The following is a 14,713-nucleotide window of genomic DNA, read 5'->3' on the forward strand; positions in this document are numbered from 1 at the left end:
ATTAAAAATAGCATTTATTTCACTACAGAAAGTAGCTCTTCCCCTTCAAAAATTGGACCAATTTCATTAACTGGCAGCACATCTAAATACTCCGCTGTGTTTGTGATAATAACCATCGTAACGGTTTCGAATCCAGCCTCTGCAATCGCATGTCGATCAAATTCAACCAGCGGCTGCCCTGCATTGACATACTCTTTTTCTTTTACCAGTGCTTTAAAATGCTCTCCTTTTAAAGAAACCGTATCAATTCCAATATGAATTAAAATCTCTTCTCCGTCCTCTCCTTTAATACCGACTGCATGTTGAGAATCAGGCAGCACCATAATCGTTCCAGCGATAGGCGAGACTACGCGGTTGTCACTAGGTTTAATCGCAATACCTTTCCCCATAATTTCTTGAGCAAATGTTGGATCTGACACTTGCTGCAGCGGAACAAGCTCGCCGTGCAAGGGAGAGAAGACGTTTTTCGTTTTACCGCTTTTTTTCTCTTCTACTGCTAGAGAAACATTTTGTAATAGCGCTTCTTCTTTACCAGCATGTTCTCCAAGCTTTATTGTATTTTTTTCAGGTTCTTCTGAAGCAATATCTTTAAATCCAAGAGTGAGTACTAAGACGGCTGGTAAAATAACGGCCGCTGCCGCTAAAGCCACAGCGACAATCAAATTGCCTGCTGCTCCGCTTGGATCTGCAAACGTAGGAATCGCAAATACTCCGACTAATCCTCCTAATGTAAAAGCTTTAAATCCATACCATCCGGTAAAGCCACCGAGCAGTGCACTAGATGCCATAGCGTAATAAAAAGGCTTTTTTAACTTCATGTTTACCCCATACATAGCGGGCTCTGTAATTCCAATAACAGCTGAAATGGCTGATGAAAACGCAACTTGTTTTAAATCTTTATTTTTGGTTTTTAACGCTACTCCAAAAGCCGCTCCTCCTTGAGCAAGGTTGCTGATATACATCATCGGCATTAAAACATTGTCAAATCCATACACTTTTAGATTTTGAATCGCGATTGGACCTATTGCATAGTGCATACCCGTCATGATAATAAGAGGCATAAGACCTGCTAGTAAAAGACCCGCAAGCGGACCGGCTGTTTCAAACATCCATGAGAATATAGTTGCTAATCCGTCTCCCATATATGTTCCAAGAGGACCGATTACCCATAACGTGATAGGTGCAGCAATTAAAAGGGTAAGCAACGGTGAAAACATGACCGTAAGAGTAGCCGGCATCCATGAGCGAACAAATTTATATACATACTTCAATAAAAGCACACCTAAAATAATCGGTATAACGCTAGACGTATAGTTCACAACTGGAATGGATATAAAATTGATTCCAAATAACGTGAATTCTTTTATTTTCGTAATGCCTCGTGCTGCATCTACAAAGGTCGGATACAGCATGGCAGCTGCTAAAGCAAGCGCTAAGTATTCGTTTGTTTTAAACTTACGAGCTGCTGAAACAGCTAAGAAAAATGGCAGAAAGTAAAAGACTCCGTCTCCGATTGCGTTCAGCACTGCGTACGTATCGCTTTCTATGCTCAGCCATCCTAGGGTAGCAAATAAAGCGACAAAAGCTTTTAGCATACCTGCACCAATAAGCGCTGGTAAAACAGGAGTAAAGATTCCTGAAATGCTATCCATCACAAGTGAAACAACGCCTTGTTTTGTGCCGCTTTTCTCCTCAGCAGCGCTTCCGCTTCCTACCAAAGGTTCAACTTCTTCAAAAACTTCAGCCACTCTGTTTCCAATAATGACTTGAAACTGATCTCCAGAAAACTGAGCGCCCATCACTCCTTTTATTTGCTTAATTTCCTCCACCTGGACTTTATTCTTATCATGAAGGTTAAAGCGAAGTCTCGTCACGCAGTGCCAAGCCTGGTTAACATTCTGTGCTCCACCGATTTTATCTACTACTTGTTTAGCTGTTTCTTTATATGAAGTCATTTATATCCCTCCTTTTTTCAATAAAAAAACCCAAACAGATCATCGCATGTTTGTAACATGCAAATATCTGCTTGGGTAATGCCTGATCGAGTCAGTAACAATCCTCCAATGAAGAACAATTATTCAGTTTCTGCAAGATTCGTTACGCGCCAAATGTGTAGCGTTAAGTAAAGCTTTTCGTCTGAAGTTAAAGACCAGCCATGCTGTTTATGAAGCAAATTAGCCACTTTTTCAACAGCTTTATATGCTTTTTCATACTTTGTTTTTACAACATCAAGCAGCGTAGCATCAACTTCAGGAGAAACATGTGGGTTCTGATCCAGCTGACGCAAAACAAAAAATCGTAGATGCGTGACAAAACGAGAATAGTTCATGGATTCTTCATCAAGTTTTAGCTGAAAATGATATTGAACAACATCGATAATTCGATTAATCACTTCAGTCATCTTCATCGTTTCTTCCACTTTTGCTTGTACATTCTGTGCGTTTACAAAATGATAGGTAAGAAACGTCTCTTCACTTTTAGGAAGAAGCACATCAAGCCTGTCATACACCAGCCGAATCGCGTTAACAGCCGCATTATGCTCTTTGGGATAAAGCTTCTTAACTTCCCAGCGGCTTGGCTGCGCATATTCAAGGCCACTATGACTTCGTTCAATCGCAAAATTCAAGTGATCCGCAAGGGTCAAGTGAATATTGGTGCGAAAAGGCTCACCTATTTCTTTTTCTGCTTGCTTAATTAACTCGACAGAAACCTCGAGAATTTCTGGTTTGATGCTCTCTAAAATTTGAGCCAGCGGTCTACGAACATTGGACGACTCGGCCACAAACTTCCGTCGAATGACAGCTTTATCAACGGGGTCACCTTTTTTCTTTTGGAAACCGACGCCTGTTCCCATGATGACCCATTCTACATCAGAGGAGTCTTTGACCAAAGCTACGTTATTATTAAATACTTTAACAAATTTCATAGATGCTTCCCCCACATCAGAACAAACGTAAAAATCCTATCTTAAAAACACGTGAACACACCACGTATTTTTAACACAGGTAATGCCTGATCGAATCAGTAACAATCCAGTTTTAAGTTATTACTGAAATTATATTCTACTATGAAAGCGATGTCAATACATAAAATACTGAATTTTTAATAATCTGCTAGTGAAAGAGAGATAATTCTTATAGACTAGCCAGCTACTTCCTTCACCGCTACTAAATTCCTAATAAAACATCCACATTTTATTTCAACTGTGCTACATTTAACTAAAAATGCTTTCTTAATGAGGGACACGATTGTGAATTTAGATTTAACCGCTTATATAACGCTTATCTGTACGTCTGGTGTTCTTAATTTATACTTGTGTTTTTACGTATTTATTAAACGTCACCACTACAGCAATATTGCGTATTTATTTATTCTTCATACGGGTTTCACCGCCGTTTATTGTATGGGTGCGGCATTCAGCTTGCTATCCGTTAATCTTGAGGAAATGAAATTTTGGACCGTTATTCAATACGTAGGCATGCCTTTTTCGCCTCCTGCAGGGCTGCTGTTTGTTATGCAGTATGTCGGCATAAAGGTGAGGAAAAAACATATTTTTGCCCTTTTTATCATTCCGTTTATTAGTTTGATTATGGTCGCAACGAATGACTGGCATCACCTTCATTACCGCGTGTTTGAAATTGCTCCCGTTTTAGGTGCACCTTACGTTCATCAAGAAATTGGACCATGGTATACGATCCACGGCATGTTCATCTTTTCGTCTATGTTCGTTGCTTTTTTGCTGGCCGTTTATCGCTGGAAAGAAACAGCCAAAGCTTACCGCCTGCAGTTAATTGCATTAATGGTCGGGCAATTAGTCCCTATCGTCACAGCTTTTGTCTATTTAATGGGCTTTACGCCGCAGGGAATTGATCCAGTTCCGATGGTTTTATGGGTTTCTTCTTTTTTATATTTATGGTCCATTAACTCATCGCGTATGTTTACGGTTATGCCCGTTGCGAAAGATGCGATATTTAACAGCATCAATGACGGTGTTATCGTGCTTGATGAAGCTTACAGATTAATTGAATTTAACTTAGCGTCGAAGAACATGTTTCCGCAGCTGAAAAAAGCGATGTTCGGAAAACGTTTTGCTGATATTTGGTTCACGCTATCGGGCAGTTCATTTCCTTTTACATTAGAAAATAAAAACAGCAGTCAAGAACTGCAGCTTTTTTCTGGGGATCAATCTCAGTATACGTATCAAGTTCGCACCTCTCCTTTGCAGTATGCCAACAACAGTCACGGCTTGCTGCTTATTTTTACGGATATCACGGAGCTAAAAAGACTTCAGCTAAAGCTTGAAAATCAAGCTTATTACGATGAGCTGACGCAAATTTATAATCGCAGAGCATTTTTTCAGCACAGCAAGCAAGCATTCGATGAAGCAAAAAAGTCCGCATCTTCTTTCATGCTTCTTTTACTTGATATTGATTATTTTAAAAAAGTGAACGATACGTATGGTCATTATACCGGCGATCAGGTGCTTGTACATGTCGTAAAAGCCTGTCAGTCCGTATTACCGCAAGGAGCGCTTTTTGCTCGGTACGGCGGTGAAGAATTTGTACTCGCGCTAAAGGGCTATACTTTATCCGAAGGCGAAACGCTTGCTGACCAAATTCGCCGTCACGTTGAGACTCAGCCCTTACTGATTAATGAAAAAACCATTTCTGTTACGCTAAGTCTTGGAGTAGCACAAGCGCAAAAACAAGAAAATGAAACGTTAGATGAGCTGTTGAACAAAGCAGATATCGCCCTGTACGCTGCCAAACAACATGGACGCAACCAAGTACGTATATATAAAGAGATAAAAGAAATCTTAAAAAGAACCTAAACAGCACTGTTTCGGTTCTTTTTGCTTTTGACTAACATTCTTTCATTTATCAAGTGAAAGTGTTAAAAGACTTGATTTTATCTATGTATTTGCGAGTAGATTATCCTATAAACTATACGTAGATCAAAAAAAGGAGAGATACAGATGAAGGTTACACATATTCGTAACGCTACTCTAATTGTTAAATACGGAGGAAAAACATTTTTAATTGATCCTATGTTAGCGGAGAAAGGCACGTACCCTCCTTTCCCAAATTCGATCAGACAAGATCAAAACAACCCTTTAGTGAACTTACCGATATCCGTTGAAGAGATTATTGATGGTGTAGATGCGGTTATTGTCACTCACCTCCATTTAGACCATTTTGACGATGCGGCTAAGCAGGCTTTGCCAAAGGACATCAAAATGTTCGTTCAAAATGAAGAAGATGCCGCAGTAGTAAAAGAAGCTGGTTTTAAAAATGTAGAAGTACTTACGCAAAACACGGTTTTTGAAGGCGTTGAATTAATCAAAACAAAAGGTGAACACGGAAGAGGAGAAATTTTAAAGCGTACTGGTTTAGTGTGCGGCGTTGTTTTTAAACATAAGAGTGAAAAAACCCTCTATGTAGCTGGAGATACGGTATGGTATTCCGCTGTTGAAGAAGAAATCAATACACATAAACCCGACGTTATTGTCGTAAACGGCGGCGATAATCAATTTTTAGAAGGCGGTTCTCTTGTGATGGGGAAAGAAGATATTTATCAAGTTTTTAAAGCGGCCCCTCATGCTACGATTATTTCTGTCCATATGGAAGCTGTAAATCACTGGACGCTATCAAGAGAAGAATTAAAAAGCTGTATCACAGAAAAAGAAATGGCGTCCCGTGTTTTTGTTCCAGATGATGGCGAAGTTTATACTTTTTAAGAGAAAAGCTGAGATAAAAGTATTCTAGTTGAATGTAAATCCGAACGAGGAATCAAGATTCTTGATGGAGAATCAACTTCGTTCGGATTTTTTCATCGGTATGGTGAACGTAGGTTTCATGTATATGGGTACTTCTAGCGGTTGATTGGAGGGCAAGGCGAAGACTCCTGCGGGAAAAGCGGAACAGGTGAGACCCCGCAGGAGCGTAAGAGACGAGGAGGCTCAGCGGCCGCTCGCGGAAAGCGAAGCCTTGCACGGAAATCAACCGCGGTGTTATAAGCGGTTCAGCTCATTTATTCCATTGGTTCATCTTTAGGTTAGATTCATATAGTTATGCCTCAGCCTCTTTTTATAGCCGTTTCATTTATCACGTAGTAGTCGTAGTAGCAACTGCTGAAGTGCTCGCAATAACCGCTAGCATAGCCGCTTGCTGGGCTTGAATAATCGTTTCAATCGTTGTATAGATGCCTGTTTCGACCAGTCTAGAATCCTTTAGCTTTTCACTGATAACCAGATTAACCGCCAGCATAACATTGATGTCTTTCTGCCACTTAAAAAGTTTATCTGCATTCAGCTGCTTTACCACGTCATAAATAATTTCAATTTCAGCTTCCGGTTTTTCAAACAGTGCTAATAAGCCAAGAACCGGATAATGCATTGCTTTTACTTTCATACCTGCCGATTCACAGATTTCTTTTACTGCTAGGCATCTTTCAATAAGTGTATCTCCATGTAAGTTTTTATCGATTGCGAGAATATGACTTAAAAATTGAAGGTCATTCCCTCTTTTAAATCCATGCTGCCCCAATGTGGTATAGAAGCGTTCAATTTCATGCATCAAATCATCAACAGACTCGCTCGTTTCAGCTAATAAAACGGCAAGAGGTACATCACCGCTTGATGTGAGAAAGAGATGCTTTTTTTTCATACCTTGATAAATTTCTATTGACCTTCGCACCATTTCTTTATGACTTCGACTTGACTCATTCGACAGCATAGCGGAAGCTGCGATATACGTAAATGCGCCTCTGGTAAATCCGCCTTGTACCAATTGATCATATACATCCAGAAATTCATGAAACGTTTCTTGTGGATTCTCATAGCGGGTATCTAGCATGGCTGCGATCGTAAACCGCTGCGATGATTTTAATGTAGAAAACATTCCTACTTGATTTTTAATATAGTCACTTAACTCAATATAAGGCTGAAGCTGAAGCGATTTGCCTTTCACTGCATACATAGAAGCGATAGCCATAAACTGCTTCGGATCTGTCACTTTCCATTTGAGTTCATTTTTTAAGCTGATATAAAAACCTCGATACTGATCTACTTTTTGTTGAATCGTTTCCGGTAGCATATCAACACGTCCTTTATTTGTCGTTAGCTTATATACGTAACACTTTAATAAAAGTTTCAATATTCGGTAAATAAGCCGTACATTTATGACAATACGAAAAAGACCTCAGGATATCCCAAGGTCTTTTTTCTTTCAGCTTTATTTATTAACCTCTTCCCGCTTGGAAAGAAGGATATTTTGTCATACCGCCATCAGCAAATAGCGTAATACCTGTTACGTAGCTTGCTTGTGATGATGCTAAGAATGCTGCCACTGATGCGATTTCTTCTGGATTGCCGATATAGCCCATTGGAATCATGCTTTCTACGTCTGCACGCTGTTCTGGATCTGCAAATTTTTCAGCGTTAATTGGCGTATCGATTGCACCTGGTCCAATGTTATTTACACGGATACCTTTTGGCGCATATTCAAGAGCCAATGTTTCCGTCATTAGTTTCATACCGCCTTTACTTGCTGCATAGTGAACAAATAGTGGCCAAGGAATCATTTCGTGAACGCTGGACATGTTAATAACGTTTCCTTTAATGTCATTTTCAACAAAATATTTAATCGCTTCGCGGCTTCCTAAAAATGCGCCCGTTAAGTTTGTATCGATTACTTGATTCCAGTTTTCTAATGATAATTCATGTGAAGGAACCGGGTTTTCAACACCAGCATTATTAATCATAACGTCTAATGTGCCAAACTCTTTAACAGCTGTCTCTACAAGATTCACAACGTCTTCTTCTTTTGTTACGTCGCCTCGAACCACAATTGCTTGACCGCCAGCTTGTTCAATTTCTTTTTTTACTTCTAGCGCTTCATCTTCATTGCTGCGGTAGTTTACAACCACTTTTGACTGCTCTTGACCAAAACGAACGGCCATTGCGCGACCCAATCCTTTTGATCCGCCTGTTACAACTACTACTTTATCTTTTAAATCTGTATACATCTTGAAGTCCTCCTACTTTTCCTGCGTGATATGTCTCGCTATACTGTACTAATTAAAGATACAGTTTAGGTTTTAAAAAGAGAATAAACATTTCTCTATCTCTTCTTTTTTAAACTGTCATTCCTTTGAAAAACAGCAAATTCACCTTTGCTTCTTTCGTTACTTATCGTAACCAAGAGAAATAAAGTAGTCAAACTTTTTGTTTTATCATTCTTATTATTTATTTTTATCACTTACTCTCTTCATCTCTATTCCCCACAAGATGTGGTTTCACATTTCCAATTAACACCACTTCAAAAGTTTAAACTTTTTCCCTTGCAATTCTTAAATCAATGTATTATATTGTTGATGTATCAATTATTGATATGTCAAACAATTGCCCACAATCAAAAATATGGAAATGACAATAAATACGTTTAACGCCTAAAAAGAAAGGAATAATGACTATGACTATAAAAGACTTTAACGAAATTACTTTAAAACGTCGTTCAATTAAAAAATATGATCCTTCAGTAAAAATCAGCCGTGAGGAAATGGAAGAAATCCTTACAGAAGCTATGCGCGCTCCTTCTTCTGTTAATATGCAGCCGTGGCGCTTTGTTGTAATTGAAACACCTGAAGGAAAAGAAAGATTAGCTAAACTTGCGAAATTTAACAGTGAACAAGTTCATACATCTTCAGCTGTTATTGCCGTGTTTGGTGACATGAACAACGTTGAATATGCAGATGAAATTTTCGGCAAAGCCGTTGAGCTTGGCTATATGCCTCAGGATATTAAAGAACAGCAGCTAAATTTCTTTAAGCCGATTTACGAAAACATGCCAAAAGCAGATATGAAAGACATCGTTTTAATAGATTCAGGTCTTGTATCTATGCAGCTTATGCTTGTTGCTCGCGCTCACGGATATGATACAAATCCAATCGGCGGATACGAAAAACACTTAATCGCAGAAGAATTCGGTTTAGATAAAGAACGTTATCTTCCAATTATGCTTATCTCAATCGGGAAAGCAGCAAGCGAAGGCCATGCTTCTTACCGTTTACCGGTCAATACGGTTACAACTTGGAAATAAGCAGCAGCTAGTTCTATTTAGTAAATAAAGAACTAAAAATGTGAAGTAAAAGGAGATTTTCTGATGAATAACTATCAAGAACTTACAAAAAAACAGCTTTCATTCTTTAATAGCGGTAAAACAAAAGACGTTGCGTTCCGTATCGAAACGCTAAAGAAATTAAGAGACCTTGTCGTGCGTCATGAAGACGACATTTTAAAAGCAGTAAAAGCTGACCTTAACAAACCAGAAATGGAAGCAAAACGTGCAGAAGTTGGTCTTGTGCTAAGTGAAATCGACTTTGCAGTTGAGAATCTTGCAGAATGGTCAGCGCCAAAAGAAGTAGAAACACCATCTACTCACGCAGGAGCCAAAAGCTACATTTATCAAGATCCATACGGTTTAGCTTTAGTGATTGCACCCTGGAACTATCCGTTCCAACTTGCTGTATCGCCAGTAGTAGGCGCGATTGCTGCAGGTAACTGCGTGGTGTTAAAGCCTTCTGAATTAACACCTCATACGTCAAGCCTTCTTGCTAAGATGTTTAATGAAAACTTCCCTGAAGAATACTTGACGGTAGTCGAAGGTGAAGTGGAAACAAGCACGGCTTTATTAAAAGAAAACTTTGATTACATCTTCTTTACAGGAAGTACAATGGTCGGCAAAATTGTAGCAGAAGCTGCAGCTAAACATTTAACGCCTGTTACGCTAGAACTAGGCGGAAAAAGTCCTACAATTGTACACGAAGATGCTAATATTGAAGAAGCAGCTAAACGTATTGCGCGCGGTAAATTTGCAAATGCTGGCCAAACTTGCGTAGCGCCAGACTACATTCTTGTTCAGCGAAATGTAAAAGACGAGCTGCTAGCTAACCTAAAACAAGTCGTAACAAACACGTACGGCGAAGATGTTTCACAAAATCTAGACTTCCCTCACGTAGTGAGCGAGAAGCATTTTGATCGTCTTAACAGCTTCTTAACAAACGGAGATATCGTTTTTGGAGGCAAAACAGATCGTTCTCGTCTGTTTATTGAACCAACTGTTCTTGACAACATCTCATGGGAAGACAATGTGATGCAAGATGAAATCTTTGGACCAATTCTTCCAGTCATCGTATACGATGAAATCTCAGAAGTCATTGAAGCAATCGTAAAACGTCCAAAACCATTGGCACTTTATCTTTTCTCTGAAGATGAAGCAGTCCAAGATCACATCTTACACAGCGTGTCATTCGGCGGCGGTTCTATTAACGATACAATTAACCACATGACGTCTCACTACCTTCCATTTGGCGGCGTTGGTGACAGCGGAATGGGTGCGTATCACGGAAAAGCAAGCTTTGATACATTTTCACATGCTAAAAGCATCTTAAAACGTTCAAATAAATAAGTAAAAAGCCGAAGTCAACGTCTGACTTCGGCTTTTTTATTCCTTCATCTGTTTGGCGATTTGATCATATTGCTCTTCTTTTTTTGTAGAAACCGCTAAATCACAAAGAATATGTAAAAAGTACTTTTTATCTTGAACAAATAAATACTCTTCTTCAAAGCCTTTAGAAATGTATACGGCAAACTCCCAAATATCGTCGTAATAAGCCGGCCCAATGGCCTCAGCGAGATTTCCAAGCGTTTTGAGCAGCTCCATCGTAATGATAATATTCCGTCTCGCATAGTGCCGGATATTAGCGAATCCATCATATAAAAAGTCCTCAAATTTTTTATCAGGAATCACCATTCGTATCACGCCGCTGTCATCCACTAAATAAGAAGAAAATTGACTGGCTTCACAAATTTCCCGAAGAATATCGCTAATTTGATGAATGGAGTTAACCGCCGTTTTGAAATCATCATTCCCTAGTGATTTAACTGCCATCTCTACAAACTTCGTAATGATATACGTAGTATCCTGAATATCAGTCTGAGATTTCCCTACATGGATATATTGGTGAAAGACGGTACAGTCCATTTCATCGTGCTCCGTCGAATCTCTATGCCAATAATAAAACAATACGGTTCCGCTGAGCACATAATCCCCTACTTCACGCTCCATTTTTATCACTAAATTATGCTCTTTGGCACAGTGGATCAATTGACTGTAGTTCAACGTTTGAATATAGCCGGATGTTTGAATACATACCGGCTTTTTCTCTCCTTCTGGAAAAGAAAATTGTTCGCTATGACTAGACTGCGTTCGATGAATCTCCAGTTCCTCGCGAATCGTTGTCTTAATCGCTTTTATGGACGCTGTTTTCATCGATTGAGTCATATGATTTACTTGCAGCCACTTAACAGAATGATTAATAAAGTAGACAAACGTGCCCGCACTAAAAACAGAAAGGGCTGTCGTCACAAAGGGAATTGCAAAATATCCGTCTACTTGAGAGCTGTTTAAAAACAGAAAGACAAAAAGTGTATATAAAAAACTCCCTATAAAAATGCCCAGAATTCGCTGAGTAGATTTTGAAGAAGCAAAGTTTTTTAATACGCGAGGAGAAAACTGAGCTGCAAATGATGTAAACACAACGAGCATTAAGTTAAAGGTAAACGTCGTAATTGATAAAATTCCGGGCATAATCGTACTCACTAACGTATTGGTTAAATCCATGTTGATCGAAAAAAATGAAGGAACCTTCTCTCCTACTTTGCAATAATAGTCAAGAAACAGCGTCAATGCGGCTAAAAGAACAGAAAAGAAAGCATAAATTAAGGGACTAAACCAGATTTGACTAGTTAACTCATCTTTAAACGCACGAGGAGAGAGCTGTTTCCTTGCCGCTATCCATCTAAATGTATTCATATAAAACCTTCCTTTTTATTTGTAAATCTCTAACTTTTTTCTTAGTTCCCTAATTTTTTTTGAATATGCTTATACAATGGAAAAAATCTTTTTTTTAAGATATAGGCACACAAAGCAAAAAAGAGGTTGGAATACCCCTAATTATTCGATCTAAATACATACAAATAGGATACAGGAGCTGAACCGCTCGTGACGCCGCCATTGATTTCCGTGCAAGGCTTCGCTTTCCGCGGGCGGCCGGTGAGCCTCCTCGTCGCTTGCGCTCCTGCGGGGTCTCACCTGTTCCGCTGTTCCCGCAGGAGTCTTCGCCTTGCCCTCCAATTAACTGCTTGAAGTAACTGAATGAATATATGAAAGCTATGTTCACCATACAAACAAAAAATCCGAACGCGTTGGATTCTCAATCAAGAATCCATCTCGTTCGGATTTTCTTTCAACTAACCTAATTTTATCTCAGCCTCTTTTAACTCTTATCTTTTTACCAGCCTCGGCTCGCTCCGCCGCCTCCAGAGCTGCCGCCTCCCCCTCCGCGAGGACCGCTTCCACTGCCGCCACCTCCGCCGCCTCTTCCTCCAAACATGACAAGGAAGTTTAGCAGAAATTGAGTGATAGCTCCTTTAAAAAAGACAAAGTCAAGGATAAGCAAGCCCACAATAACAGCTGCAATCAGCAGCGTTTGAAGCGTTGTGAAATGAACACCGCTATCGGAAGGCGGAGATGCTTTTGGCACTTTTTGTTCAAAATCTTTTCCTAAATCATACTCTTTCACGACTTGGTTATAAACAGCTTTGTATGTGCTTTCTAGTGCCGTATCGTATTTGCCATTTTTTAAGTTAGGAATAGCATAAGAATCTAAAATTTCTCCCGATTTGATATCGGTGATAGCTCCTTCTAACCCGTATCCTACTTCGATTCGAATTTTTCGTTCTTTTTTAGCGAGCAAAATAAGAACACCATTGTTCAGCTTTTTATCACCAAGTTTATACTTTCGAAACGCTTCATTCGCGTACTCTTCTACATCCGCATCACCTAATGAATTCACGGTAAGAATCGCTACCTGAGCTTTCGTTTCATCATCCAATTTTCTGCCCATTTGGTTTATTTCAGCTTTTTCCTGATCGTTTAATAGATGAGCAAAATCCTGAACATAAATATCGCCTACCGGATTTGGAATATCAGGTGCAGCAAAAGCAACGCTTACCATATTACATAAAAGAGACAATAATAAAGCAAACGAAGCAAGGAATTTCATCACTTATCGCTCCCAAAATCAACTTTCGGCGCTTCTTTTTCTTCATTGGTCACTTCAAAATATGGCTTTTTTTCAAAGCCGAACGTACCCGCTAACATGCTTTTAGGAAATCTCTTAACCGATTTATTATATTTTGCAACTTCATCGTTGTAGTCTTTACGCGCTACAGCGAGTCGATTTTCCGTTCCTTCTAAACTGTCCATTAAGCTTCTGAAGTTTTCATTCGCTTTTAAATCCGGATATTTTTCAACAACTACAAGCAGGCGGTTTAACGCGCCGCTTAACTGTTGATTAGCATCAGCTTTGTCTTCAGGAGTTTTAGCTCCCGCTAGCTGCGCTCTTGCCTGAGTGACTGAATCAATTGCTTCCTGCTCATGCTTAGCATAGCCTTTGACCGTTTCCACTAAGTTCGGAATTAAATCAGCTCTTCTTTTTAGTTGATTATCTATTTGGGAAAATTTATTATCTACATCTTCCTCGGCGCTAACGAGACTGTTGTAAGAGCTCACTCCGTAAATCACAACAATTCCTAACCCTAAAATCACAACAATCGCTATCCCGATGAGCGTAGCAATCAAACCTTTGTTTTTCAATGTACTACCTCTTTTCTTCATCAAAATTATGTATCTACTTACTAGTACGAATCACGCTCTAAAAAGATTCATTTTTTACCATTTTTTTGTATTGAACGTATAAGGAAGACATCTCCTAACAATCAACCCTTCTATAAATAAAGTGAAATGCTTTTCTCTACCTAGTCTTTCTATCCATTCGCACATATAACCTTCTCGATTTTATCTTGTTTCACAATAGAAAAAAGGAATACCTCTTGGCTATTCCTTTTTCTGCTTAAGACCACCCTTCAATCTTGTATGCGACTCGGTGAAATTCAGGAACCGTTACAAATTGATAGTCGTTTTTTATTAAATATTTAATAAGTTTCGGCAATGAAGCAACAATTTGATCCCGCGCTCCGCTGCCGTATCGATCCCCGTCGTGCATGACAATAAGATTCTTTTCTTGTAGATTTTTAATCGTATATTTGCATATGACCAATGGATCTTCTTCACGCCAATCCTGACTATCTACATTCCATAGAACAGACGTCATTCCCAATTCCTTAATAGCAGCAAGAGCTGTATCATTTATCGAACTGTAAGGTGCACGAAATAGCTTGGGAGAATAACCTATTATTTTCTCTATTTGAGCATTTGTAGAAGTGATTTCTTTCCATAATTCACGTTTAGAAAGAGTTGTAATATCAGGATGACTCCACGTATGATTTCCAATTACGTGCTTTTCTCTATGAATACGTTGGATCAGCTTTGGAGATCTTTCTACTTCCGAACCAACGACAAAAAAGGTCGCACGTACATTATATCTCTTTAGAATTTTTAAAATAGCAGCCGTGTAAGCTGAGGGGCCATCATCAAACGTTAACGCAACGTACTTTGGTGAATTTTGATTCATGTTTTCTCCCCTTATATAAAATAGATATAGAAATAAACCCCTCAATTTGTGGGTGTAAGCTGAGGGGCTTTTACGACGAGACAATTTTTAAGAGATGATGTTATATCTTTTTCTGCAT

Annotated in this window: 14 protein-coding genes; 5 read left to right on the plus strand and 9 right to left on the minus strand. The window is 39.2% G+C overall.

What is annotated here, in order from left to right:
- Positions 1 to 14: 14 nt before the first annotated feature.
- Positions 15 to 1,955: a beta-glucoside-specific PTS transporter subunit IIABC gene (locus LJC66_RS17615; RefSeq protein WP_230933124.1), complete on the minus strand. Its 1,941-nt coding sequence runs from the start codon at positions 1,953 to 1,955 to the stop codon at positions 15 to 17.
- Between the two features lie 119 nt (positions 1,956 to 2,074).
- Positions 2,075 to 2,926 (minus strand): PRD domain-containing protein, encoded by an 852-nt coding sequence (locus LJC66_RS17620; RefSeq protein WP_230933125.1) that lies wholly within the window; start codon positions 2,924 to 2,926, stop codon positions 2,075 to 2,077.
- A 324-nt stretch (positions 2,927 to 3,250) separates the two neighbouring features.
- Between LJC66_RS17620 and LJC66_RS17625 the strand changes: the two genes are divergently transcribed.
- The 3 genes from LJC66_RS17625 to LJC66_RS17635 all read left to right on the plus strand — a co-directional run bounded on the left by LJC66_RS17625 (position 3,251) and on the right by LJC66_RS17635 (position 6,016).
- Positions 3,251 to 4,831 carry a histidine kinase N-terminal 7TM domain-containing diguanylate cyclase gene (locus LJC66_RS17625; RefSeq protein WP_230933126.1) on the plus strand — a complete coding sequence of 527 codons (1,581 nt, stop codon included), beginning with the start codon at positions 3,251 to 3,253 and terminating at the stop codon, positions 4,829 to 4,831.
- A gap of 144 nt (positions 4,832 to 4,975) precedes the next feature.
- Positions 4,976 to 5,737, plus strand: coding sequence for an MBL fold metallo-hydrolase (locus LJC66_RS17630; protein WP_230933127.1), 762 nt, complete (start codon positions 4,976 to 4,978; stop codon positions 5,735 to 5,737).
- Positions 5,738 to 5,878: 141 nt separating this feature from the next.
- Positions 5,879 to 6,016 carry a hypothetical protein gene (locus LJC66_RS17635; protein ID WP_195696410.1) on the plus strand — a complete coding sequence of 46 codons (138 nt, stop codon included), beginning with the start codon at positions 5,879 to 5,881 and terminating at the stop codon, positions 6,014 to 6,016.
- A gap of 88 nt (positions 6,017 to 6,104) precedes the next feature.
- On the opposite strand, the gene LJC66_RS17640 is transcribed toward LJC66_RS17635, so the two are convergent.
- Both LJC66_RS17640 and gdh read right to left on the minus strand, forming a co-directional pair.
- The gene (locus LJC66_RS17640) at positions 6,105 to 7,094 is read right to left on the minus strand and encodes a DUF4003 family protein (protein ID WP_230933128.1); all 990 of its coding nucleotides are present in this window, start codon (positions 7,092 to 7,094) and stop codon (positions 6,105 to 6,107) included.
- Between the two features lie 145 nt (positions 7,095 to 7,239).
- On the minus strand, positions 7,240 to 8,025 hold the full coding sequence (gdh, locus tag LJC66_RS17645) for a glucose 1-dehydrogenase (protein WP_060745243.1): 786 nt from the start codon (positions 8,023 to 8,025) through the stop codon (positions 7,240 to 7,242).
- A 446-nt stretch (positions 8,026 to 8,471) separates the two neighbouring features.
- On the opposite strand from gdh, the gene LJC66_RS17650 reads away from it, so the two are divergent.
- Together LJC66_RS17650 and LJC66_RS17655 are read left to right on the plus strand one after the other, a co-directional pair.
- Positions 8,472 to 9,098: a nitroreductase family protein gene (locus LJC66_RS17650; RefSeq protein WP_195696408.1), complete on the plus strand. Its 627-nt coding sequence runs from the start codon at positions 8,472 to 8,474 to the stop codon at positions 9,096 to 9,098.
- 63 nt (positions 9,099 to 9,161) lie between these two features.
- Positions 9,162 to 10,466: an aldehyde dehydrogenase gene (locus LJC66_RS17655; protein WP_230933129.1), complete on the plus strand. Its 1,305-nt coding sequence runs from the start codon at positions 9,162 to 9,164 to the stop codon at positions 10,464 to 10,466.
- A 36-nt stretch (positions 10,467 to 10,502) separates the two neighbouring features.
- Here the strand turns inward: LJC66_RS17655 and LJC66_RS17660 are convergent, their stop codons facing one another.
- From LJC66_RS17660 to LJC66_RS17680, 5 genes are all read right to left on the minus strand, one after another.
- A complete protein-coding gene (locus LJC66_RS17660; protein ID WP_195696406.1) occupies positions 10,503 to 11,873 on the minus strand; it encodes a DUF2254 domain-containing protein in 1,371 nt (456 codons plus the stop codon).
- Between the two features lie 94 nt (positions 11,874 to 11,967).
- Positions 11,968 to 12,243, minus strand: a complete 276-nt coding sequence (locus LJC66_RS17665) for a hypothetical protein (protein WP_230933130.1) — start codon at positions 12,241 to 12,243, stop codon at positions 11,968 to 11,970.
- Between the two features lie 108 nt (positions 12,244 to 12,351).
- Positions 12,352 to 13,125 (minus strand): TPM domain-containing protein, encoded by a 774-nt coding sequence (locus tag LJC66_RS17670; RefSeq protein WP_230933131.1) that lies wholly within the window; start codon positions 13,123 to 13,125, stop codon positions 12,352 to 12,354.
- Positions 13,125 to 13,718: a LemA family protein gene (locus LJC66_RS17675; protein ID WP_028409401.1), complete on the minus strand. Its 594-nt coding sequence runs from the start codon at positions 13,716 to 13,718 to the stop codon at positions 13,125 to 13,127. The genes LJC66_RS17670 and LJC66_RS17675 overlap by 1 nt, the downstream gene beginning before the upstream one ends.
- A gap of 256 nt (positions 13,719 to 13,974) precedes the next feature.
- A complete protein-coding gene (locus LJC66_RS17680) occupies positions 13,975 to 14,595 on the minus strand; it encodes a polysaccharide deacetylase family protein (RefSeq protein ID WP_230933132.1) in 621 nt (206 codons plus the stop codon).
- Between the last annotated feature and the right edge of the window lie 118 nt (positions 14,596 to 14,713).

This window comes from Priestia sp. TSO9 (assembly GCF_021029645.1).
Lineage (GTDB): Bacteria > Bacillota > Bacilli > Bacillales > Bacillaceae_H > Priestia > Priestia megaterium_E.